This window comes from Kordiimonas gwangyangensis DSM 19435 = JCM 12864 (assembly GCF_000375545.1).
In the GTDB taxonomy this organism is placed as follows: Bacteria; Pseudomonadota; Alphaproteobacteria; order Sphingomonadales; family Kordiimonadaceae; genus Kordiimonas; species Kordiimonas gwangyangensis.
This window is the reverse complement of the sequence record NZ_AQXF01000005.1, coordinates 457,754-482,138: the sequence shown is the minus strand read 5'-3', so window position 1 is coordinate 482,138 and position 24,385 is coordinate 457,754. Positions and strand designations below refer to the sequence as shown.

15 protein-coding genes are annotated in these 24,385 nt (G+C 55.2%); 9 read left to right on the top strand and 6 right to left on the bottom strand.

All coding sequences use genetic code 11. From position 1 onward, the window contains the following. The first annotated feature begins 18 nt into the window (after positions 1-18). A complete protein-coding gene (locus tag B150_RS0116170; RefSeq protein WP_020397809.1) occupies positions 19-2,388 on the top strand; it encodes a calcium-binding protein in 2,370 nt (789 codons plus the stop codon). 324 nt (positions 2,389-2,712) lie between these two features. On the opposite strand, the gene rfbA is transcribed toward B150_RS0116170, so the two are convergent. From rfbA to rfbC, 4 genes are read right to left on the bottom strand one after another with little or no spacing between them, the layout of a single operon-like run. Then, positions 2,713-3,582: a glucose-1-phosphate thymidylyltransferase RfbA gene (gene rfbA / locus B150_RS0116165; protein WP_020400991.1), complete on the bottom strand. Its 870-nt coding sequence runs from the start codon at positions 3,580-3,582 to the stop codon at positions 2,713-2,715. An 18-nt stretch (positions 3,583-3,600) separates the two neighbouring features. Beyond that, entirely contained in the window at positions 3,601-4,509 is a 909-nt protein-coding gene (gene rfbD, locus B150_RS0116160; RefSeq protein WP_020400990.1) for a dTDP-4-dehydrorhamnose reductase, read from the bottom strand. Between the two features lie 9 nt (positions 4,510-4,518). Then, positions 4,519-5,565: a dTDP-glucose 4,6-dehydratase gene (gene rfbB / locus B150_RS0116155; protein WP_020400989.1), complete on the bottom strand. Its 1,047-nt coding sequence runs from the start codon at positions 5,563-5,565 to the stop codon at positions 4,519-4,521. Between the two features lie 10 nt (positions 5,566-5,575). Then, positions 5,576-6,145 carry a dTDP-4-dehydrorhamnose 3,5-epimerase gene (gene rfbC, locus B150_RS0116150; protein WP_020400988.1) on the bottom strand — a complete coding sequence of 190 codons (570 nt, stop codon included), beginning with the start codon at positions 6,143-6,145 and terminating at the stop codon, positions 5,576-5,578. Between the two features lie 179 nt (positions 6,146-6,324). Here rfbC and B150_RS0116145 point away from each other — a divergent pair, with 179 nt between their 5' ends. Both B150_RS0116145 and B150_RS21565 read left to right on the top strand, forming a co-directional pair. After that, entirely contained in the window at positions 6,325-7,308 is a 984-nt protein-coding gene (locus tag B150_RS0116145) for a glycosyltransferase (protein WP_020400987.1), read from the top strand. Further along, positions 7,305-9,068: a glycosyltransferase family 2 protein gene (locus tag B150_RS21565; protein WP_020400986.1), complete on the top strand. Its 1,764-nt coding sequence runs from the start codon at positions 7,305-7,307 to the stop codon at positions 9,066-9,068. Before B150_RS0116145 ends, B150_RS21565 begins: the two co-directional genes overlap by 4 nt. A gap of 18 nt (positions 9,069-9,086) precedes the next feature. Here the strand turns inward: B150_RS21565 and B150_RS0116135 are convergent, their stop codons facing one another. Both B150_RS0116135 and B150_RS0116130 read right to left on the bottom strand, forming a co-directional pair. Then, on the bottom strand, positions 9,087-12,005 hold the full coding sequence (locus B150_RS0116135; RefSeq protein WP_020400985.1) for a glycosyltransferase: 2,919 nt from the start codon (positions 12,003-12,005) through the stop codon (positions 9,087-9,089). 9 nt (positions 12,006-12,014) lie between these two features. After that, positions 12,015-13,016, bottom strand: coding sequence for a sulfotransferase domain-containing protein (locus B150_RS0116130; protein WP_020400984.1), 1,002 nt, complete (start codon positions 13,014-13,016; stop codon positions 12,015-12,017). Between the two features lie 160 nt (positions 13,017-13,176). On the opposite strand from B150_RS0116130, the gene B150_RS0116125 reads away from it, so the two are divergent. The 6 genes from B150_RS0116125 (at position 13,177) to B150_RS0116100 (ending at position 24,372) form a co-directional block, all read left to right on the top strand. Further along, the gene (locus B150_RS0116125; protein WP_026168437.1) at positions 13,177-16,326 is read left to right on the top strand and encodes a glycosyltransferase; all 3,150 of its coding nucleotides are present in this window, start codon (positions 13,177-13,179) and stop codon (positions 16,324-16,326) included. Between the two features lie 249 nt (positions 16,327-16,575). After that, the gene (locus tag B150_RS0116120) at positions 16,576-16,938 is read left to right on the top strand and encodes a hypothetical protein (protein ID WP_020400983.1); all 363 of its coding nucleotides are present in this window, start codon (positions 16,576-16,578) and stop codon (positions 16,936-16,938) included. 25 nt (positions 16,939-16,963) lie between these two features. Continuing rightward, complete coding sequence (locus B150_RS0116115; RefSeq protein WP_081611503.1) at positions 16,964-21,607, top strand: glycosyltransferase family protein; 4,644 nt, start codon at positions 16,964-16,966, stop codon at positions 21,605-21,607. Positions 21,608-21,664: 57 nt separating this feature from the next. Continuing rightward, positions 21,665-22,324 (top strand): class I SAM-dependent methyltransferase, encoded by a 660-nt coding sequence (locus B150_RS21560; RefSeq protein WP_040565490.1) that lies wholly within the window; start codon positions 21,665-21,667, stop codon positions 22,322-22,324. A 44-nt stretch (positions 22,325-22,368) separates the two neighbouring features. Then, positions 22,369-23,373, top strand: a complete 1,005-nt coding sequence (locus B150_RS0116105) for a phytanoyl-CoA dioxygenase family protein (protein WP_020400980.1) — start codon at positions 22,369-22,371, stop codon at positions 23,371-23,373. 6 nt (positions 23,374-23,379) lie between these two features. Then, positions 23,380-24,372 (top strand): class I SAM-dependent methyltransferase, encoded by a 993-nt coding sequence (locus tag B150_RS0116100; RefSeq protein ID WP_020400979.1) that lies wholly within the window; start codon positions 23,380-23,382, stop codon positions 24,370-24,372. The last annotated feature ends 13 nt before the right edge of the window (positions 24,373-24,385 follow it).

Genomic DNA, 24,385 nt, shown 5'->3' with positions numbered 1-24,385 from the left:
GCTTTTAGGAGGAACACTATGGCTACAAATATTGAGTTCGGTACGACCGGTAACGACTCGATGTTCGGTACGGACGCTGACGACATCTACACGGGTGCCGGCGGTAACGACCAGATTTCGGGTGGTACGGGTAACGATACCCTTTCGGGTGACGATGGCAACGACACTGTAGACGGCGGCGCGAACGATGACGTTCTGTCCGGCGGTGCAGGCGATGACCGCGTAGTTGGCGACGATGGCAATGACAGCGTTTCCGGCGGCGACGGCAATGACACAGTTTCCGGTAACGTTGGCGACGATACTGTCTCCGGCGGCGCTGGTAACGACGAAGTTTATGGCGCTGGCGGTGCAGACGTTCTGACCGGCGGCGACGGCAACGACACGGTAGACGGCGGCGACGACGCTGACGACATCTCCGGCGGTAACGGCGACGACACCCTGATCGGTGGCGAAGGCGATGACACGCTGGACCCGGGTCTTGCTTCTTCTGCTTCTGCAGTAGAAATGATCGACGCTGGTAACGGCGACGACGTAATCTACGACGGCTCTGGCCGTGACAGCGTAGACGGCGGTGCTGGTGATGACACCTTCATCATCGACGACGAAATCAACTCGGTATCTGACGTAACCTCTAACGGTACGGTTATCGACACTGATGGCGACGGCAACACCGACGTTCTCGCAAACGTAGAAATCCTTCAAGCTGACAACGTCACGATCGACATCACCGGTGACGACGACGTGTTCTTCGGCTACACGCACACGCTGTCTGCAGACGCAGGCGACGATGCAACTGGCTCGAACTACAACGACGACGTTCTGGTTTGGGACGCTGCCAACTCTGACCTCGTGACCACGGGCACCTACGGCGCTGAGTGGGGCATCACGGAAGTTGATGGCACGGCAGTTGATTCGAACGGTGACACGGTTGCAGTAAACAACGGCGTTGTAACGGTTATCGATACCGACAGCGACGGCAACCTCGACAGCGTTATCTTCACGGCTGACGAAGACCTTGCGAACGAGAACGATGACGTTGAAGACAGCTTCTCGATCACGCTCGCAAACGTAGCGAACGACGACATCACGGTTTCGATGGATGTTGAGACGACGGTTACGGAAGACCAGGTCTATGACGCTGCTGAAGGCGGTTCGACCCTCACGGGTGACGCAGACGCAGAAACGTTCAACGGCGGCAACGGCGACGATCGCTTCATTGGTAACAATGGCGACGACACGATGACCGGTGGTAACGGCGACGACACGCTGAACGGCGGCAACGGTGCAGACAGCCTGATGGGCGGTTCTGGCAACGACAAGCTGTGGGGCGGTGCAGGTGCAGACAGCCTTTCGGGCGGTACGGGCAACGACGAGATCGGTGCTGGTGCAGGCGACGATACGGTTGATACCGGCACGGGTTCCGACACCGTATACGGTGGCGACGGCAACGACGACATCACCGTTGGTGGTGGTGGCAACTCGGTTGTTTGGGCAGGCGCAGGCCTCGACACGATCGTAGCTGGTAACGGCGACGATGTGATCGGTGCGGGCGACGGCAACGACGACGTGACTGCAGGCGCTGGCGACGACACGATCTACGGCGGTAAAGACAGCGGTCTTGACACGCTGCGTGGTGGTGACGGCGACGACCTGATCTTCGGCGGCAAAGGCAACGATGCTGTATCCGGTAACGCCGGTGATGACGAAGTCTACGGCGGCGACGGCGCAGACAGCGTATACGGCGCAGCAGGCGAAGACACCCTCTGGGGTGGCGCAGGCAACGACACCGTATGGGGCCAGGAAGGCGACGACACGATCTGGGGTGGCGCAGGTAACGACGACCTCTCCGGTAACGACGACGACGACTGGATCAACGGCGGTGACGGTGTTGACACGCTCTCTGGCGATGCTGGCAACGACACGCTCGACGGTGGCGCAGGCGACGACGAAGTTATGGGCGGTGCCAACGACGACGTGGTATCCGGTGGCGCAGGCAACGACGATGTTGACGGCGGCGCAGGCGACGACGAAGTGAACGGCGATGCAGGCGATGACACCCTCGCAGGTGGCGCAGGCGACGACACCATCAACGGCGGCGACGGCGATGACTTCATCGTTGGCGGCACGGATGATGACGCTCTCTGGGGCGGCGATGGTGCGGACACCTTCGACTTCACGACCGGTCACGGCAACGACGTTGTCTACGACTTCAACGTGGACGAAGACACGCTCGACCTGAACGGCATGGTCTCGAACTTCGCTGAGCTTGACGCGGAAGACTCGACCCTGAACGGTGAAGCAGGTGTGCTCCTGAGCACGACAACCGGTAACACCATCTTCGTGGTCGGTGTATCCGCTGCTGAAATCGCTGCGGCGATCGAGCTCTAAGCCTACTAAATGTAAGCACCAAGAAAACTGGGGGAGCCTTCTGGCTCCCCCTTTTGTTTTCCCAAGGAACGGACCGACAAAAATCGGTCCGTTTTTTTGTGCTCGTTATGGGGTAGTAGCTGACCCTATCACCGCAGCGCCGGTCATCGCAAAGCGGCGCGCGTGTTGTGCTGCAACGGGCTGGTTCTTGTTTCTGTCCGGAGCCGCATATGCGGTGCAGCAGGGCCGGCGTGCCCGGATTCAGGCATAAAAAAACGGCCGGCTAGGTGCCGACCGTTCCAATTCTTCATTGCTTACTGTGGATTGCTTCCAGCGTGACCAGGCTTAGTACTGCTCTTTCATAATCCGGCTAAGGTATTTGCCGTAGCTGTTCTTGTAGGATTTTGCGAGGGCAGCGAGTTGGTCGCCAGTGATGAAGCCTTTGCGCCATGCGACTTCTTCCGGGCAGGCGATCTTGAAGCCCTGGCGTTCCTCGATGGTCTGCACAAAGTTACTGGCGGCCAGCATGGCATCCACTGTACCGGTATCAAGCCACGCCGTACCCCGACCAAGCTTGACCACATTCAGCTTACCTTCACGCAGGTAATGGTCGTTGATGCTGGTGATCTCAAGCTCGCCGCGCGCGCTTGGTTGCACATTGCGGGCGATATCCACCACCTGCTTGTCGTAGAAATACAGACCCGTGACCGCGAGGTTGCTTTTCGGGTTTTTCGGCTTCTCTTCAATCGAGATGGCTTTGCCGTTCGCATCCATTTCCACCACGCCAAAGGCGCTCGGGTCGCCCACGGGGTAGGCAAATACATAGGCACCGTCCGTTACTTTGCCTGCGCGTTGCAGGTGTTCGGTAAGGCCGGCGGCATAGAACACATTGTCACCGAGCGCCAGCGCGCAAGGCGAGTTGCCGATGAAGTCAGGGTCCAGAAGGAACGCCTGTGCTAGGCCCTTGGGCTCCGGCTGCGCGACATACTTGAGCTCAAGTCCCCACTGGCTGCCGTCACCAAGCAAGTCTTCATAGAGCGGCAGGTGATGCGGTGTGGAGATGATCAAAATCTCGCGGATATCAGCGAGCATCAGGGTCGTCAGCGGATAATAGACAAGCGGCTTGTCGTAAATCGGCAGCAGCTGCTTCGATAGTGACCGCGTGATGGGATAGAGCCGTGTACCCAGCCCACCTGCGAGAATAATGCCTTTCATGGGGCTCCCCTCAATATTCTATTTCTTGGCGCCGAAGGTACCGCTTGCAAACAGACGGTCGACACAGCCCTTGAGGCTGGCCTGCCATTCGGGCAACGTGATACCAAAGGTATCCTGCAGTTTGGTGCAGTCAAGCTGGCTGTTGGCCGGGCGCTTGGCCGGCGTCGGATACTCGGCTGTTGTGAGCTGGTTCACCACAGGCACCGGATGCCCATGTTGCTGACCGAGTTTGAATGTTTCGCTCGCAAAGCCGTGCCAACTGACGGTTCCGCTGCCGGCCAGATGGTAGATGCCACCAAATTTCCGAGCGGCATCGCGGTCGGTCACGATGGCCACAACATCAAGAAGTGCGCGCGCAATATCCGGCGCGTAGGTGGGGTTTCCAACCTGATCGGCGACCACACCAAGCGTGTCACGTGATTCGGCGAGCGTCAGCATGGTTTTGACGAAGTTTTTGCCAAATGGGCTATAAACCCAGGCGGTACGGAAGATCATTGCGTCCGGGTTTGCGGCCATCACGGCTTCTTCCCCGCGCAGTTTGGACCGGCCGTAAGCACCCTGCGGGTTGACTGTGTCTTCTTCCGTGTAGGCGCCGTCCTTGCCGCCATCAAACACATAGTCGGTGGAGATATGGAGGAAAGGTACGCTCAGCTCATGCGCAACGCGGGCCAACTCTGCCGGGCCGTGCGCGTTGATGGCGGTCGCGGTGACCTCGTCGCTTTCCGCGGTATCCACGGCCGTGTAGGCTGCCGCGTTGATGATGGCGTCTGGCGCGAAGTCACGAATCAGTTGTGCATTGATCTCAGGTGCGGCGAGATCCAGCTCAGGGCGGCCAAAGCAGACGAGCTCAATGCTGTCTTCGGCTGCTGCTTCCTGAAGCGACAGCGCGACCTGGCCTGACTTTCCTGCAACAAAGATGCGGGTCATGGGTTGGGCCTATTTCTTCAACAGGCCGCGGCGTTCACCTGCAACGTCACGCAGGGGACCCCACCACCATTCGTTATCCAGATACCATTCGATGGTTTTGCGGATGCCGCTCTCGAAATTTTCTTCCGCGCGCCAGCCAAGCTCATCTTCAAGCTTTGTAGCATCAATCGCGTAGCGGGCGTCGTGGCCCGGGCGGTCGGTCACAAAGGTGATCAACTCACGGCGCGGGCGGTTGCCCGGGCGCAGGTCATCAAGAATGTCGCAGATGGTTTCAACAACATGCAGGTTGGTGCGCTCGTTGCGGCCACCCACATTGTATTTTTCGCCCAGCCGCCCTGTCGTCATGATGATGAAGAGCGCTTTGGCGTGATCCTCGACAAACAGCCAATCACGGATGTTGGAGCCGTCGCCATAAACTGGCAGGTCCTTGCCGTCGAGCGCGTTGAGCGTCACAAGCGGAATAAGCTTTTCCGGGAAATGGTATGGCCCATAGTTGTTCGAGCAGTTGGAGATGACAACCGGCAAGCCATATGTCTCGTGCCACGCATTGGCCAGATGATCCGCCGATGCCTTGGAGGCGGAGTAGGGCGAGCTTGGGTCATAAGGCGTGGTCTCATGGAACAGGCCGTCCGCGCCAAGCGAACCGTACACTTCGTCGGTGGAGACATGGAGGAAGCGGAAGGCGGCTTTTGCCTCAGCCGTCAGGCCATTCCAATAGTCGCGTGCGGCTTCAAGAAGCACAAAGGTGCCGACGATATTGGTCTGGATAAAGTCGGCCGCGCCGGTGATCGAGCGGTCCACATGGCTTTCCGCCGCCAGGTGCATCACGCCGTCCGGCTGGTACTTGCTGAAAATAGCGTCCATGGCTGCGCGGTCGCAGATGTCCGCCTGCTCAAAATGGTAGAGCGGGCTGTCTTCGATTTCCTTGAGGCTTGCTAGGTTGCCAGCGTATGTGAGCTTGTCCACATTGATGACAGTGTGGCCGAGGTCACGCACGAGGTGACGGCAAACTGCGGACCCAATAAAACCGGCGCCGCCTGTAACAACTATCTTCATCTTCAAATCCTCAAGAGTTTTCGCCGTAGACGAACGGGCTGTCGATATCCTTCAACCGTGGCAATTCCTTGTCTTTGCCGGAAAGGGTGACAGTGTCGCGGTTCACCGGCCAGTTGATGCCGAGGTCCGGGTCGTCAAAGGCGATGCCGGCGTCATGGTCCGGGGCGTAGAAATTGGTCACCTTGTAGAAAAAGGCGGTGTCAGGCTCAAGGGTACAGAAACCGTGGGCAAAGCCTGCGGGCACCCAGAGCTGTTGCCAGTTCTCGGCGCTCAGGGTGACAGCTACATGCTGCCCGAACGTGGGTGAGCCTTTCCGGATATCCACGGCTACATCAAGCACGGAACCGGAGATGACGCGCACCAGCTTGCCCTGCGCAAACGGCGGATGCTGGAAATGCAGGCCACGAAGCACGCCAACATCGCGCGAGAGCGAGTGGTTGTCCTGCACGAAGGTCTGGCCGGGTACAGCCGCGTCAAAAACATTCTTGTTGAAGGTTTCGGAAAAGAATCCGCGATCGTCACCGAAGCGCTTGGGCGTCAGAATTTTGACGTCCGGAATCTGGGTATCTTCAATAAGCATGAACGTCCCGTATGTTCTTTATAAAAATGCCCGCCTTGTATAACCAAGAATAACCGGTTTACAAAGGCTGAACGGAAGATTTGTGCAATTTGTGACAAACAGAAGCAGCGGTTTTTGCCGCCGGGAACAGCCATGATGGTGACGCGGGAATATTGGTGTGATGCAGGGCGAGCCGAGCCGTGCTGAGCTATGCCCCCATCCCGACGACGGACCTCTATTTCCTGAACAGTTGCGGCAATCTGGTCGCGCGGCCATGGCGGCGTGGCCCGGTGCGGCGGCTTGGGGCAAATGTGTTCCGTGTTGGCAAGCGTTTCCTCATCATCCGCCGTGACCATGAGGCGCTGGTGCGCTCGGTGCTTGCGGAGCCGGATGCTGAGATCATTTACCTGATTGACGATAACCTTGAAGCCCTCCACGACAGCAGCTTGCCTGATGCCTACCGCAGCAGGCTTGAAGGGCTAAGGGGCGGTATTTACAAGGATATTCTCGCCCGCGCGCGGCTTGTTGTTACAAGCGCGCAGGTGATCGCAGACAGCTTGCCTGCAGGAACCCAGGCTCATGTGATGAACCCGGCCTGGCGTGGCAGGCTGAAGCCAGGGAAGCATCTGGCGCGCGCACAGGAAAGGGTGGATATGGTGCATCTCGGCACCGGCAGCCACGGCGCAGGGTACAGTTTTCTTATCCCTGTGCTTGAGGAAGTGCTGGCGGCTGTGCCGCATTCCCATTTTCACTATTTTGGCAATGCACCACTTCTAGCCACACTTGACGGCCACGCCCGTGTGCACCGCATGCGCGCTAAAACCTGGGCGGGGTACAAACGTGCGCTGCCCGGTTTTCGTTTCCATCTCGGGCTCTATCCGCTTGTTGATACGCCCTTCAATGCCGCGCGTTCCGTGAACAAGATTTTGGAGTATACACTGGCAGGCTGCCCGGCTATGTACTCCGCTCAGTGGGCGGAGGCGCGTGGGCTTTCCGACAGCAAGACTGCATTCCTCGCCCCTGATGATGCCGGTGCATGGGCTGAGAGGTTGAAAGAAATCCTTGCGGCACCTGCGGTGCTTCAAAGCGTGTATGAGGGGGCGTGCGCCCACTATGACACCTTGAACGATTTGGCCGCGCAGCGACAGTTCTGGCAGGACACCTTCATAAGGGACGGACGGTGAGGTTAGTTTATCTCTGGATACGTGCGGCGCTTTTGCACCCGCTTCGCAGCCTTACAGCCTTCTTCTGGCTGTTGTGCGGTAAGCGCCTGCGCGCGCGCAACCGGTTTTCCGTGCTTATTGAGGATGAACGTTACCGCTATGAGAAGTGGTTGCAGAAAAATGCTCGCCTGAGCGAAGACGACCGCGCCCGCATCCGTGCCGAAATTGAAGCAGAAGGCGACAAAGGTCCACGTTTCCTGCTGCTGTGCGCCGTCGGGGTCGAGCCAGACCAGCAACTGATCCTGCGCACGGTGCGCTCGCTGCGTGGGCAATTTCATGAGAATTGGCAGCTTGCTATTGTCTGCGACGATAAAAGCCTTCTGGAAGAAGTAAAAGACCGGCGTGTTAAGGTGATAGTGCCTTCGGACGTTGCCGCGGCAGTGAGCAAGGCCGCCTATGTCGGTTGGCTCAAGCAGGGTGATGAACTGGCAGAGCAGGCGCTCTACCGGTTTGCGCGTGCGGCGAAAGCCAGCCCGGCACTGATGTATTGCGACGAGGACCAGATCAACCGCAAGTCCGTGCGGCGGCATTCGCATTTCAAACCGGGCTGGAACCCGGAACTACTGGTTTCCTGTGATTATGTCGGCGGGCTGAGCCTTGTTCGTTCAGACATGGTTACGCCCGGCACGGGCGAACTGGCACAGTGGAAAACGCGCTATGGTCTGCTGTTGAGGCTTGGTGCCTCACTACAGCGAGGTGAGGTGGCCCATGTGCCTGAGGTGCTGTATCACCGCTACGTGAAACGGTTCATTGGCCCCAATTCGGTCCGTCCGTCTACCCACGGCGTGAACCATGAAGAGGTGCTGCGCAGCTTTGCGGGCCTTGGCGACAATGTGGATTTCGAAGTGGCCGAGTTTGGCCATATACGGCCGCGTCGCCGCTTGATGGATGGCAGCGGCAGCCCGCTTGTGTCCCTCATTATCCCCACGCGCGATATGCAGCGGCTGACCAAAAACTGCGTCAGCAGCATTCTGCATAAAAGCGAATACCGCAACTTTGAAATCCTGATTGTCAATAACGACAGCAGCAAACCTGCAGCGCTCAAGTTTTTGAAAAATATCAGCAAACATCCAAAAGTTCGCGTGATCGATTACCCCGGCCCATTCAATTATTCCGCCATCAACAACTTCGCTGTCACGCAGGCGGCAGGGGAATATATCGGCCTCATCAACAATGATACTGAGGTGATTACACCCACGTGGCTTGATGAAATGCTGGCACAGGCAATGCGTGATAATGTGGGGGCGGTGGGCGCAAAACTGCTGTACGGCGACCGCCGTATCCAGCACGCAGGTGTTTATACCGGCATGGGCGGCCTTGCAGGCCATGGGCACCGTATGCTCAAGGCCAAAAAGCCTGGGTACTTTTTCCGCGCGCATCTTTGCCAGTATGTGAGCGCGGTCACGGCGGCCTGCCTGATCGTCAAGAAATCGAAATTCGAAGAAGTTGGCGGCCTTGATGAGGAAGCCTTCAAAGTGGCCTTCAACGATGTGGACCTGTGCCTGAAGCTTCAGGCTGCGGGATATGACAACCTCTACCACCCGCACGCGGTGCTGTTCCACTATGAGAGCAAGTCACGCGGCAAGGACCTCAAGGGCGCGAAACGAGAGCGTTATCTGAGTGAGGCGGCCGCACTGAAGGCCAAGTGGGGAACGGATGTGGAGGTTGACCGCTATTTCAACCGCAACCTGTCGCTCGCACGTGAGGACTTTGTGCTATAGGCCGCCCACTGTGTAGCGTTATTTTGCTTTCACCCGTTCCCGCCATGCGGTCGCAAACGCCGCTTCATTGTAGCGCTGCGCTGCTTCAAACGCTTTCACCGCGAGGGTCTGGCGCTCCGCCTCCGGCAGTGCCGAGAAGGCAATAATGCGGTCAATAGCTTCTGGAACCGTCGTGAAGGTATAGCCCACACCGCAGTCACGGATGATTTCTGCCGGGCCGCCGCCGTCAAACACCAGAGGTACACAGCCGTAGGACATGGCCTCAATAATGGTGATGCCGAAATGTTCCATATAGTGCGGATGCGCGGCAGGGCTGATGCCAAAGCCGGTGGCGTGCATATAAAGGCTCGCGCGCTTCAAAATAGCTTCAAGCCGGTGGCGGGCGACATTAGCCTCAACGCTCACAAAACGGGGCGCCTTCGCTTTCAGGTCCTCGAAATAGGCAACGTCGTCGCTGTCGCTTGATAGACCACCAGCGATATAGGCTTTCTCGATAGTACCCTTGCGGCCCTCGAGTTTGCACAGCGCTTCAAGCACCACATCCTGCCGTTTCATATGCTCCCGCGTGATGAAACGCCCGAGGGTGGCGAGCGTAAGCTCGTCAGTATGGTAAAGCGCGGCTCCCTTGTCGGTGTTCACTTTCACCGGTGGGGTGATGACATGCACAGGGATATGCGCAAAACCGTAGGCGCCCAATTGCGCTTCGGTGTGGGTTTTGGTGAAGGCGGAATTGACGACAATCTCGTCAAAGCCGTTCAGGTTTTCTATGCTGCGGCCCTCCACCCTGTGCAGCGGGAACGGGAACTGGCAGTGGTAGATATTGCGTTTGCCAACGGGCTTTACCGTGGGTGCAATCTCGTTGCCCATAGCGACAAAGAGATCATAGTCCTGCCTGAGGTCCACACGGTCCCAGTGCGTGAGGGTGAAGTCACCCGCAACACCAAGATCGTCCATCACGAAGGCAAGCCGCGTGCGGCTGGTCGCGCACGGCGTGGCGAAGATGACGTCATAATCAGTGCTGAGCGCTGCCGCGACTGAGAGGATATAGCGTTCGCCGCCGCCAAGGGATAGCGCGAATGGTGTGTAGATAAGGGCACGCGGTTTACCGCTGTCGCGGGGCAGGAAGCGGTCAATATTGCTGCTGGCGCGTGGGGGCGGGCTAGCCTCATCACGGTCAAACCAGCGGCTGGCATATTTGCGCCTGTTCTCCATCACCTGTGAGGAGAAACCATCACCGAGGAAATCCCGTGTTGATGTGTTCTCAAGATGCACGGTGACGGCATCTGTGCATACACGCACGCTGTGCCCGCTTGCCCGCACACGGCGGCAAAGGTCGGTGTCCTCAAAGAAGAAGGGTTCAAAAATGAGGTCGAAGCCACCAATTTCGCGGATAAGCGCGGCGCGTGTCATGGCCCCCGCAGCGGAGACATAGTCACACACCTTGCTGGGGACGCTTTGGGCGCGCTGCGCAATAAACTGGTCATAGGGCAGGTGTTTGAGAAGCTGCGCGGTTTCACCGCTGTCTTCAGCGCGGCCGCCTTGTTCCTGAATGACGCCGTTCGGGAACAGGAAGGTTGGTCCTGTCATGCCGCAACTGGTATCTTCGTCGAGCACTTTTTTGAGTGCCGCCAATGTGCCCTTGCCCAGATAGGCATCATTGTTGAGAAACATCAGATATTTGCCGCGCGCTTCGTCAATCAGCAGGTTGTTGCCTTCGCCGAAGTATGTGTTGCGCTCCGACCCGATGACGCGAACGTGCGGGATACGGTCCAGGTAGCGCTTGAGCTGGTGCAGGTCCCAGTTGCCGCTGCCGTTATCCAGCACCAGGATTTCATGCGCGATATCTTCAGCATCGCGCGCGGCCAGATATACCGACAGGATCGTATGCTCAAGGTTCTTGTAGTTCAGCACAAGGATGCTGAGTTCTGGGTCTGCGCTTGCCGCAACCGGCGCTTTCCGGTGCATACCTTCAAGACGAAGCGAAGATAGAAGTGCCACAAGGCTGCCGGCCTCGAACGGCTTGCCGTCACCCACAAGGCCGTCCTGAACGCTGTGGCCGAGGGCAGCGAAATTCACCTTGCGGTGTGGGGAGACCCGCTTGAAACGCGGGTCCATGGCGCAAAAGGCCTCAAGCGGGTTGCGGTAGTCAGTCTCCGGTAGGTTGGCGACGTGATTGTAGTAGGAAGAATCAAAAAACGGCGACGGGTTCGGCGCTTCTGCCCAGTGCTCGGCGTAATGCTCAAGCGGGCTCATATTCTCAAGGCTGCAATGGTCGAGCGTTTCCGACTTTTCCAGCATCTCCAGATAGAAGCTGCTGTCGAACAGCGGGTGGGGGTCATAGCCCTTTCGCCAGCCACCCAACTGATAGTCGAACAGCTCATTTGCCCAGCGCCGTTCGCGCGCGATGCGGCGGTAGAAATTGGGCCGGAATACACAGCGCGGCAACAGGCCGACGAGGCTCGCTTCCGGGTCAAAGAGGCGGGTGTAGGCCTCCGCGTGGTCGATGCCCTCAGCGTCAGCTGCGAAGCCTGCGGGCACAATGGTGCTGAAGGTGGGGCTTGCGCCGCGCTTCACGCTATCAAGGAAATGAGCAAACAGATCGGCGATGCTTTCAGCCGCATCAAGGAAGTAGGCATAGACATGAGGGTTGAAAAGCGGGTTCGGTTTCCGCCGCTCATGGCAGCCGTGGCGCACATAATGCACAAGCGGCGGCAGGCCTACATGGTCAAACGCATGCCGGTTGCTCTCAGTGTAGACAGTGCCGCTGAAAAGAGGGCCGGGGTTCTTGCCCTCCCAAACGCCTTCTTCAAGGAAATGTGTTTCAAGCGCCTTGGTATCAAGACCATCGAACTCATAGGTGCGGCCGTACCACGCTGGGTCGAAATAGGTCAGCGCGCGTTCTCGCTCTTCCGCTGTCAGCAATTTTGTTTCGACCATGAATACCCCCTATAGTGCGGCATACGGCGCACGCGCCTTTTTAATATGGTCAAACAGGTGCGCTGCCAAGCGTTTGTCAAACTGCGACAGCTTGAGGAAAAAATCCAGTACTTCGGGGGTGGTGGGAGCGCGGAAGCGGTGGCCGCTCTCCTCCATACGGTTATCAAAACCGCCCACGTCGGGGGCATGGGTCCCAAATGCGGCCGCGTTCGATTTTTCATAGGTTTGCAGCAATGTCTGCCGCGTTTCAGTATCAAAGATGTCCAATACCGGGCGCGGTGACAGCTGGTTCAGGAGGTACGACAGCAGTGCGTCGCTCAGCTCTTGTGGCAGGTCGAAGCCGTTAAAGTAGTGACGGAAAATCAGCTGTTCGCCATCGAGCGTGGGATTGGCCCTTACCGCAGCGCCAGTTCCGGCAAAATCACGCGGCAGTCCGATGATTTCCATGAAGCTGCCGATCAGGTCCTGCTTTTCATGGTCGTAGGAAAGAAAGTGCAGTTTGCTGACTTCCTCGGGCTTTGACCACCCAGCGCAATAACTCTCGAAATTCATGTTGATGCGGGAGGCTTCGGCGATGAAGTCCTTGGGGCTCATTGCCAGTTTCAGGTCGTCACTTTTGCACCACTGCTTGAAAACAGAAGCTGCAAGCCGGTCCTGTCGCCTGACGTAGATAATGACCTCAACATCATCCGCCAGCGCGCTGACACTTTGCCAAAGCGCAGGGAATGTACGTTGCTGGTAGGCGTTCGGGAACAGTTCGGAGCTGACAATCACGGTATCGCAACCGGAGCGGCGGATTTCATCCTGCAGTTTGTCGAACTCGGGCGTGAAATCCTCATCGCGCCAGAAAGGGAACATAAGGCTGTGGTGTGAATGGTCATCCCACGCGACAGACTTGGGATAGAGAATACCCCTCTCCTTCAGCGCATCATGAGCATGATAGAGCACATGCTGGATCGCGCTCGTGCCCGTTTTATGCAAGCCAATGTGAAGGAAGAGCTTTTTTGCCATTTCTGGATCTTTACCTGCCTGATCTTTCGCCTTCCCTGTGTAGCGCCCCAAGGTGGCAAAGCGCAACATCAAGCCGCCAAACTTATGCTGGTAAGCTGAAATTGTTTATGGTTTAGAAGGGAGATACCCGCCGGGGCGGGGTCAAACAATCGGACAGGGCATGGCTGCGGCGCAGACAACAACGAACTGGTGGGATCTGGGGGCACATTGGGATGCGGCGCTTAACCCGCGCCAGATTTACCCGCAATCCACAAAATCTGCCGCGACCCTGCTGTATGTTCCCGAAAGCGATACCTATTTCGTGAGCGTTGATGGCGCGCATCATGAAGTGCCTGGCGCGGCCTCACTGTTGCACACGCTTCCGCTCACTATCCGCACAGGTGCGCCAAGTGTATGCGCAAGTGGTGCGTTGCCTATCGAGGATCAAGATGCACCGCAAGGCTGGGCGCGTTGGGTTGCCGGGCGGGAAGAGGACGACTGGCTGGCGCCTCGGTCCGTGATACAGCATGACGGTATTGCGACCATTACGTTCGAATTTTATTTGCCTGCAAGCGCGGCATCGCCCGGACCCAAGGCACTAAAAGTTGTGGACGGCGACGGTATCCTCGCCGATGTGACTATTGCGCGTGACGGCATAACCCGCGTGACGGTCGATATCCCCGAGGGGCGGCAGTATGGCTTTATCGAGATCACTTGCGCGCCTGAATCGCGCTTGGAAGGTGGTGACGCGAGGCAACTCGGTGTAGTGCTCGCAGGCATCGACGTCGAGGAAGCGACTGATGCAGTTTCAGGTCGCGCCGTGCGAAATGACAAGCTATTGGCCCGCTACCATGCGGGCACCAGCGCCTATGCACCAAAGGCGCGCGGTGGCACCAAGCGCGCGGCTGTGGTGTGCTGGGACTTGGGTCACAACCCCGCAGGGCGGGCCTATGTGCTTTATCGCCTGCTTGAAGAAGGCTGGGACGTAGAGCTTGTCGGCTCGCGTTGGGAACAGTTTGGCGGTGCGCTTTGGGGGCCTATCCGGTCGCTCGGTCTCAAGGTCAGGTCGTTCCCATGCGCAACCTATGCTGATTTTTACCCGCAGGCGTTTGCGCTGGCGAAGGCTGAACGCTACGACCTTGTCTATGTGTGTAAGCCGCGGCTGCCGGGGCTTCTGCTGGGCGCGATGATGGCCGAGGAGGGCGATTGCCCACTTATCCTGGATATTGATGACAATGAGCTCTCCTTCTTTGAGGGCATCGACCCTGCGGGGGCGGTTGATCCGGTAGCGCTGAGGAATGTTAGTAACGTCAACTTGCAAGCTGTGTTGGCGGAGCCATTTGGTGCCGCTGCCACCAAATTGGCCTATGCGGCCATAAAGGGCGCTGATGCTGTCACCGTATCAAATCCGGCGCTGCAGGCCTTGCACGGCGGCACCATCATTCGCCACGCGCGGCCAAGTGTGGATGTGGGTGGCCTAGATGATGCGCGTACGAAAAGCCGGGCGACGCTTGGCATCGCGCATGATGATTTCGCGGTATTTTTTGTCGGCACTATCAGGAGGCACAAGGGTGTCCTCGCATTGGCGCAGGCGCTTGATGCGGCTGGCCCCGACCGTGGCATCAGCCTGCATCTGTTCGCGGGGCAGGTGGATGCGCGGCAACGCGAACGCATTGATGCCTGCATGGGCGCCCGCATCACCTGGCATGACGGCGTAGACCTTGGCAATTTGCAAGAGGTGATGGCCGGCGCGGACGCGGTAGTACTGCTGCAGGACGAAGGCAGCGAAATCGCGCAGTACCAGATACCGGCCAAAATTTCAGACGCGCTGTCTGTCGGTGTGCCGGTGCTGGCAACGCCGGTACCGCCGCTTCTGGACCTGATCGAGCGTGGGGCTGTGATCAAAACCAGCGCCGCAAACGTTGTTGCGCAGTTACAGGAACTGGCGGGTAAAAGGACAGACGCTCGCGCTCCGCTGTTGGCAGCTTTCGGCGAAGAATTCAGTGAAGACGCTAACCGCACGCGCCTTGACGGTGTGATCAGCGCATTGCGCGAAACGCGTCCAGCCGCAGTTCTTGCTGACCTGTGTTTGCTGGGAGAACAGCTCTACCGTACTTGTGTGTCGCCCGCCAAAGCTGGCGCTGCCCAAGTGGGTGAAGGCGGGATAGATATCGTCTGGTTCTGGAAACAGAATGACTGTGGGCTTTATGGCCGCCGCGCGGACCTGTTGCCGCGCTACCTTTTGCGTACAGGCAAGGTGCGGAAAATCCTGCGGTTCGATTTGCCTATGAGTGCGGCCAAGCTGCACCGGCAGTCGCAGCTGTCGGACGACCTTTCGGCGCAGCACTTCAAAGTGCAGCAAACAACCGTCGCGTCAGATCTCCACGCGAATGACGAGGCGGGCCTGCGCTGCCGCACCTACATTTATGACGGGGCGGCATCCGAACCCGACATGGCGGCTTATATCTCGTTCATTCAGCGCGAGATGGCTGACTTTGGTATCGTGCCCGGCAATGCGACCGCGTGGGTCTGCCCCGTGGTGCCCGGTTTTGCCGAGTTGCAGCAGGCACTCGGTTTCAGGCAGGTGGTGGTTGACCTGGTGGATGACCAACGCACTTTCAGTGTGCCGGATGAGATCAAAACGCGCTGGGATGAGAATTACAAGATTACCCTGCCGCTGGCGGACCATGTGATCGCGAATTGTGCGCCGCTGGCACAGGCTTTTCATCCGCTCGTGCGGGGGGATATTCATATTGTGCCGAACGGTGCGGACACGGCGCAGGTGCTGGCGCGCCCGGCGGAGGGTGCGCTGCTTCTCGCGGGTATTGATGCGCCGATTGCTGGCTATGTGGGGAACCTCCGGGACCGGATTGACTGGCCGCTGGTGCACCGCATGGCTGTGCGCTTCCCTTCCATCGCCTTTGTCTTTATCGGCGCAGGGTTGCCCGATGATGTGCGCGAGAGTTTCGCCAGTATGCCCAACGTGCATTTCCCGGGCGTGGTGCCGTATTCCGGCCTTGGCGTTTATCTGGAAGAATTTACGGTTGGCATCATGCCGCATGTGCATGACGAGATGACGCGCGTGATGCATCCGCTCAAGCTTTATAGCTATCTTGCGCATGGCCTGCCGGTGATTTGCAGCGACGTGGACAATATAGAGGAAAGCATTATGCCCGCCGTTTGTGTGGCCACAAATGACGATGAATTTGCCGATTCGCTGACCAGATATGCTATAGATCGGAAGCCCATGCCGCCTTTGTCGGCACAAACAGTCGCCGCCATGAGCTGGGATGAGCGCGCGCAAAGGGTGCTGGGCATTATAAATAAATAGGGAATGGGCCGGTTGGGCCCAAAACGGCGACGAAACCGTTGCACCTGCGGTCAAACTTGATACACCTATCGCCAGTTGAATTTGTGTTCTTTACAGATGGAGCGGATTGAAAGTAATCAATCGCTAATTTTCAGACGGCATTATAAAAAAAGCATATCCGAGTGCTTCTCCAAGGCAGACAGCTGGGGAACCAAATGGAGACGGCAGCTCTAGTGTCCGGCGCCCAAAGAGATAACAGGAATAATTTGGATGTTGCAGCAATTAAACAGAGAGGAGTCTGACATCTGGGATGACGATTGGGTCACCGGTAAAGGATGTTGGAAAATGATAGGGAGTTTAATAGTTGAAGCGATCCAAATTTGGGTGCCTCCCTACCTAGACCGAGATCAAATGATTACGTTTAGTTTGGCGGTTGAAGACGACGCTGAGCACAACTGGGAGGCTCATCGCTTAATGAATGGGGGCGCCCATGAAATAAAGCTAATGCGGTCAATGCCTTGCTCTAAAATCTATTTTTCCTCCGACCGTGGTATTGTCGGCGACGCAATTGATGTCCGCCTCAGGAGCGTTAAGCTTCTGGATATCATTGTTAAAAAGCCGTTTTTGATATGAAATTTTACACGTTTTGGGTGATTTGATGTCTGCTGGGACCGAAGAAAAAAAACATTTATCAGCTATACATAACTTTGTCTGCCGCAGGGCAAAAAAAGAATCTATGTTGCAAAGCCTTAGTGATCTGGGAGTGCAGTCCTCAGATATGTCCCTCCTTGAGGCATTCTACGCGACTTTGAAACATGCTCCGAATGCCCTGCCCTTCGACTTGAAGCCTGCGGTAAAAGCGAAATATGAGCATCGGCCTGATGCTCTCGAGTCTTTTATATCCGATATGATTGGGGGCGGTCAGTTCAGGGTTGGAGATGCTCGCCTTGAGCGAATTCAAATTCTTATCAATCTCGAGACTACATTGTCGGAACCGGCCATCTTAACGCAGTTGAAGCACGCCATACCTGAGCTGGATCATGCGGATCAACAGGATTTTAAAGCGCCCGCCAATCTAGGTAGCCTCAAACTGTATGATGGTTTTGATGAGGCCAAGTATGAAAAAGTCCTTGGTTTTAGGGGACATCGCGTGGTCTCACCGCTGGTGCATTATGTGCTGGTAGGCCGCAAGTACGGTATTCCTCGCTCCCCAGCCGCCTTAAAAGTGGCACAACAGGGACTGTTCGCCGCAGGGTTGGCGCCGAGACATGTGCTCAACCAGTTTGATGAAGCATATTATCGCACCTGTTATGATATCGATCCTGAGATTGACGCGTTCGCTCACTACCATTTAGTGGGCCGCTATATTGGGCACAGGCCGCAGATTGACTTTTGCCCCATCACTGCATCCATAGAGTATTTTGACAGTCCTGTAACACGCGCGGATTCTTTCACAGTTTTTGCGGACTCCGGTAGCACGGTTGTAAAGCCAATGGTTCTGACGGATGCCGTAAGGGCGTATGCGGATTTTTTCCATAGCAGCTTGGGGATGGAGTTAGGCGAAGCTGTTCAAAGCGATTATGAGTTGTTGCCAAGAGCTGCACTGGGTATTGAACCAGGAGAGACAGCGAAGCTTGAGCGCGCTTCGCATGTGGCTTGTGATGAGTTTCTTTTCTCTGTCACTGCAGCTGGCTTATTACGTATTGAGAATAATCAACCCAAGAAGCGCGAGCACGCACTTTTGAAGGTCGAATTCTCTGCAGAGAATCAGCAGGTCAGCCTCTCAGTGCCGGTGCCGCAGTCAGTTGATGAGGTCGAGCTTCCTCGCTTGCCGGGAGACATTGAGATTGTCGTCAAAGGTGATCGAGATAAGGTACTTTACAAAGGTGTAGCGTCCTTGCTCGATCATGTTGACGTGGAGTGCAAGTTAACCCATTTGAATGATAAGGAAATTGCGATTGCTGCGGTTGTGAGGGATAGGCACGGTGTCTTTGACTGGACGCACCTCACAATAAAAAATCAAGGGCGCGATATAGGTGCGGCATATCCAATCTCCTATGCCGCAAAGGTTCAATATTTCCAATCCCGGATCGTGAGCGCCGAACCCCTGACTGAGGCAAATATCTCCGTTTTTGTAGAAGATACGGACTGTATGATACCTACGTCCATCGTGCGCGTCAGAGAGAAGATGTCAGAGAGTGGTGCGGTTGTATCTCGGCGGGCAGTCCTTAATATCCCAGAGCTTAGCACAGAAAATGCCCCAGAAGACATCATGTTTTTTGTCGATGAACAGAACGACCGATATGTACGTGGATGGGCGAAAGGCAAGGACGACGCGCCGGTATTGACCAAACTGTCTGCAGACGGGGAAGTTATAGGCACGGCGATCACTCATAAACTGCGGCGTGACGTGCAAAGCAGGCATGGGGGATCGGGCTATGTCGGGTTTGATTACGACTTGCCTCTGAACCTGCTGGATGGACGCTACGTCGAGCTGCGTGTAGGCGAAGCCTCATGGCCCGATGCCGCGCTATTAGAGCCCAGAACTATTAGACAAAAACCGATGTTTTCTCTCAAGGCGGAGATTGGATCTGTCGTCAACTTTCTCCATGCCCTTGACGTGGTGCCGGAACGTGTTGGGGACGAGGGCCTCTCCGTTGTTGTTGTCAATCTTGACGGCGGCAGCCTCCTTAGGAAGATGCTTGATAGCATTAAGGGGATTGAGGTGGTTGTGCCATTCGAGATCATCGTTATTGACCACGGCTCGCAGGATGATACGGAAAAAGTACTTGAGGAAGCATCAGAATATTTTCCGGTTCGATATATAAACAGAGGGGAAAACTTCTCGTTCTCGAACTCTAATAATTTTGGCGCCGAATGCGCCAAATATCAGAATCTACTCTTTCTCAACAATGATGTTGTGTTGACGGAGGATATCTTCAGTCGGTGTGTAAACGTTCTGGGGAGCCCAGAGGTCGGTGTCTTGGGTTTTCAATTGCGGGACTATAATTTTGGTGCTGGCGTTGAAGATATCATACAGCATCTTGGCGTATTCATCGATTGGGCAGGTAGTGATTACTGCCCCTTTGAGGCACGTATGGTGCCGGCGGTAAGAGGTATTGAGAATGGTGTGTACGCGGTACCTGCTGTAACGGGTGCTGCGCTGGCTATAAGGCGAGAAGTGTTTGAGGAAGTTGGTGGTTTTGACAACCGCTTCTTCTATGGATACGAAGATATCGATCTGTGCTTGAGGGTGACGTCCAACACCTCGCTACAGTGTTATGTGGACAATACGGTGTCTCTACTTCATATGCGTGGGTTTACTCGCACCACCAGCGCCGTTCATCGCGTGGGCGGCTCCATCAATGTAAACAAGATGTTGTTTGATCGATTGCATGCGCGGCGAATTGCGCACGCAAGACGTTGGCCAGAGGCAGATTTAGCAGAAAAGCAGCAAGGCCGTTTGAGTAAGATTGCATTTGTTGTAAGTGAAATTGCAGATAATACCGCAGCGGGAGATTATTATACCGCGCTGGAGCTGGCTAGAGAACTCAATAAGCTAGGGAAATATGACATCCTCTTTATGGATCGTCGCGAACTCGCCGAAGAGCCCAAATACAATCTGCGTTCGCTTGACTATATCATTGTTATGATCGACGGCGTGAACGTCGGCGCCTTTGAGCAGTTATCGCCTCATGCGAAACTGATCGCCTGGGCCCGTAACTGGGTGGACCGTTGGGCCTCCCATCCGTGGGCGCAATGTTACGATATGTGGTTGGCGAGCAGTAGCAAGGCTGTTGAATATCTGAAAGAACGTTTCTCCGCGCCAGTACGTCTGTTTCCTATAGCGACCAATTATGAGGCCTTCTCGAACGCTGAGCCGAGAGAGGACTTCCGTTGCGACGTATGTTTCACGGGCAGCTATTTCGGTGCGCCGCGGAAGATAATGAAAAGTCTGCGGCCTGAGAAGATCAAGGGTAAGACCAAAGTGTTTGGTCATGGCTGGGATGCTGCGGGTTTCTTTTCATCTGTCCTCGCGGGCAGCGTGTCTTACAATCAAATGCCTTCCGTCTATGCGAGCAGCAAAGTGCTGGTTGATGATGCCAACCATGTCACTAACCGTTGGGGCTCGGTCAACAGCCGTGTATTCGATGCCATAGCCGGCGGAGCCTTGCCAATTACCAATGGGAGCATTGGGGTAAGCGAGTTATTTGGAGACCTTTGTCCTAGCTACCAAACAAGCTTTGAACTTACCGATATGATAAACGGCTACCTCAAAGACGAAGATAGTCGTGTTGGCGCAGTGCAGGCGTTACAGAAGATTGTTGTTTCAGAACACACTTATGCTAAACGCGCAGCAAAATTGGATGAGATATTTTCGGCTCGGAAGGAGTTCAAATTACGTGTCGCAATCAAAATTGCAGCGCCGAATGACAAGGTCTGCCATACATGGGGTGACTACCACTTTGCATGTTCTCTCGCGCGGCAACTGGAGAAACTTGGGGTAATTGCACGAGTGGATTGTTTGGACAAGTGGTATGCTCCTACAACTATCAAAGATGATGTGAATATTGTGTTGCGTGGTTTAGAGCGCTTTAAGCCAGCGAAATATGCTCTTAATATCATGTGGCTGATCAGCCATCCTGACAAGATAACCGATCAGGAAATTAGGGAATTTGATCACGTTTTTTCCGCATCTTCGGTCATCGTTGATCGTCATGCTGGGGACGGAAATATCAGCTATCTACCTCAGTGCACCGACCCGGATATTTTTAATATGGAAGGTGAGGCGGCTACACTTGATACAGATTTGCTTTTTGTAGGTAATTCGAGAGGGGTTTACCGCGACGCTGTGAGGTATGCCCTCGATTATTCCTACCGCCTGACCATATATGGAGGTGGGTGGGAGCAGTTTATCGGTAAATCGAGGGTGACGTCCACGTATGTTGATAACAAGGCGCTTGGTGCCCTTTATCGCAGCGGTGCGATAATCCTGAATGACCATTGGGAGTCCATGCGCAAGTACGGCATTATTTCCAATAGGTGTTTTGATGTGGCCGCATGTGGGGGGCGACTGGTTTCGGATTCTGTAGCCGACATGACTGAGCTCTTTGGCCCAGGTATCGCCTGCTTTACGGACGCGGGTAGTTTCCAGCTAAGTGTGGAGAGAATGAGACAGGCACAGTTCGACCCGGATGAGGTGAAAGCAGTGTCAGCTAGGGTGATACAGGAGCATAGCTTCGAGGCGCGTGCCCAAGTTATCTTCTCGAAAATTGAAGCAATGTTTAACGAGTTCTGTTAGAACGGGTTGTTTCAAAGTGTGCGGTATTGTTTTTTTGGTTTATTCTGGGAGTCACCTGTGTCTGGTCAAAAGCTTTCCCCTATTGAAGAAGGTGGAATTGCGCGCGTTCAAGTAGGATGTGGGCCCAAAAATATCAAGCCAGATTGGTGGAATGTCGATATTCGACCGTTTCCCGGTATAGATGCTGTAATGGATGTTACGAAGGTTTGGCCTTGGAGGGGTGTTCTCGACTATGTTTATGGCGAGCACTTTTTGGAGCATTTGTCACTTTCTGATGCCATTGACTTTCTAACCCATTCCCGCGCGGCCCTCAAACATGGTGGTGCCTTGCGGCTGACGACGCCTTCCGTTGAGTGGGTGCTTAAAACCCATTTCAAATTTAATGATGCTGGCGTCGATGCCAAGATGAATGAAACGTTTGCCATCAATCGCGCGTTCCACGGCTGGGGGCATCAGTTTCTCTACTCTAAAGATATGCTTGAGCAATTGATCGCAGCATGCGGTCTTACGTTGCGGGGATTCTATGACTATGGCGACAGCGATGATGAAAGCCTCAAAGGGCTGGAGCAGCATGGAGGTTGGAGTGTTACCGAAGGATATCCCTCTGTCTGGATCATCGAGGCAGTTAAGTCCGAAGAGTGTTCTGATGAAGTGACGTCGAATTTCCGCGCGCTGGCGGAAGAGAAATTTCTCCGCTATGTAGCCTCTGGACACTGACACTGGAATTTGCCGCGTTGGAAGATAAGTGAGAGACAGCAGAGATGGCAAGAAACGTATTTGCGCCTGATGGGAGTTTGGTGAGCCCACATTGGTTCGATAAATCCACCGCCCATGAGATTCTAGACCAGAAAATTTTAGCTGGAGAGATCAGTGGCGAATTGACCGAAACCCTTCATTTCTTCGTCGACAACGGATATTGCATTTACAAGGAAGACGTAAGCGATACAGTTTTGGACGTTGCTCGTGACGAAATAGAGCAACTGCTTGCAGATCGCCCATCGACAGTGCTTGCGGCATCGGTCAGGTGGCGGGAGGGGCGTCCCCAACCGCTAAGCTGGTTCCCTAAAGAGATTGGAGCAGCTCCAGGATTTAGGGTTTTGGATGCTCACTCTCATGCGCCGCAGCTCGCCCGCCTCATTTCACTAAAGAAAATGCATAGCATCATCAGAGCTTTGCTGGGGGAAGCAGTTGTTGCGACACAGTCGCTGTATTTTACGCACGGAAGCACGCAAAATTTGCATCGTGATCCTTGGTACGTCATTACCAATCCTGTTTCCAATCTTCTGGCTGCCTGGATTGCGCTTGAGGATATTACTGAGGAATCCGGACCGTTGACCTTTGTGCCTGGTTCACACACCATCCCTTATTTGCCGTTGAACACCGGTGATATTATTTTTCACGACCCTGCCGCCACTCTAGAAGCGAAGGCAGATCATCACCGACATATGCAAGAAGAAATTACTCGCCGCGACCTGAAAATAAAAAAGTTTCTGGCGAAGAAGGGTGAGGTGCTCATATGGCACGCATCGCTACTTCATGGCGGTAGCACCGTCTTGCAGCCTGAGCTTACACGCTCAAGTTTTGTAGTCCATTTTGACTGCCTCAAAGCCCACAATCGACATGCTCAGACATTAAAGTTGCCAGATGGAAGTTCTAAGGTGCTGGCGACGCATGAGATAGTTAATCGTAACGGTAGTCTTTATTACGATAATCCACTGGTTGAGGCGTCTGCTCGGTCCTTCCTCTTGAACGGTAACGCGGATTAACATGGAATGATCGAATTACTGAAGCTGGAGCCGACGGAAATTCGTGTGGATCGCGCAGGGCGTTATGCTCGAGAGCCGAGTGCGATATTTCTGCATCCGCCGGCCCCGGATGTGGACGCCAATGCTGTTTTTTATTCTAGCATTGCTATCAAAGACGAATTCCTATTTGAGTGCCAGTTGTCTCTCCCCACAGATAGTGCGCAGACCCGTTTTATATTTTCACTCATGGATCAAGAGGGGAATGTAGTTCTTGAGTGGACACGACAGCCGACGGTCGGAAAGATGACGCGCTGCCGAGAACGGTTGGATCTGCAAAAGGGTTTTTATACTTTTTCCATCCAAACGCGTGTTTTGGAAGGCCAGCCCAATAATAGCAAGGCTTGGGCGCGCATTCATGAACCTCGTCTAATTGGTCCCGCCGAAGTAGAAGGCGCGCTCGACCCTTTTCATTGTATTGCGACAAATGAGGATCATCGTTTTGCAACCGCAGACCCATGGTCATATGAACAAACACCGGACGATCTGGAACGCCGAAATAAACTGTTGAGCATCATACCCTTTCGCACGTATCGCCGGACACTTGAGATCGGTTGCGGGGATGGCTTTTTAACGTTTTCCCTTCCGGGAGCTCATCTGACTGGAGTGGACATCTCCGATCGAGCAATACAGCACATTCGTCATAGGAAGGAAGCCCGGGAGCGTTCTTGCGAGTTTCATGCTGGCTCTTTTCATGAGTTGCCGCAGATGGCATTCGAAAGGTTCGACCTTATTGTAATCGCGGGTGTACTATATCCCCACTATGTGGGGCGTGATAGTCATGCGATTAACGAGGTTATCGGAAGCTTGCTGGCCCCGGGCGGGATTCTTGTTACTTGTCATATTGTAGATTGGATGAGGCATCAGATTGCCTTATGCCGCGTGAATTCAGAGGAATATAGCTACAGGCAATTTCGGCACCACCTAGAGGTATATACAGATTATGATACTCACCTATCATAAAATTTCCCCATTT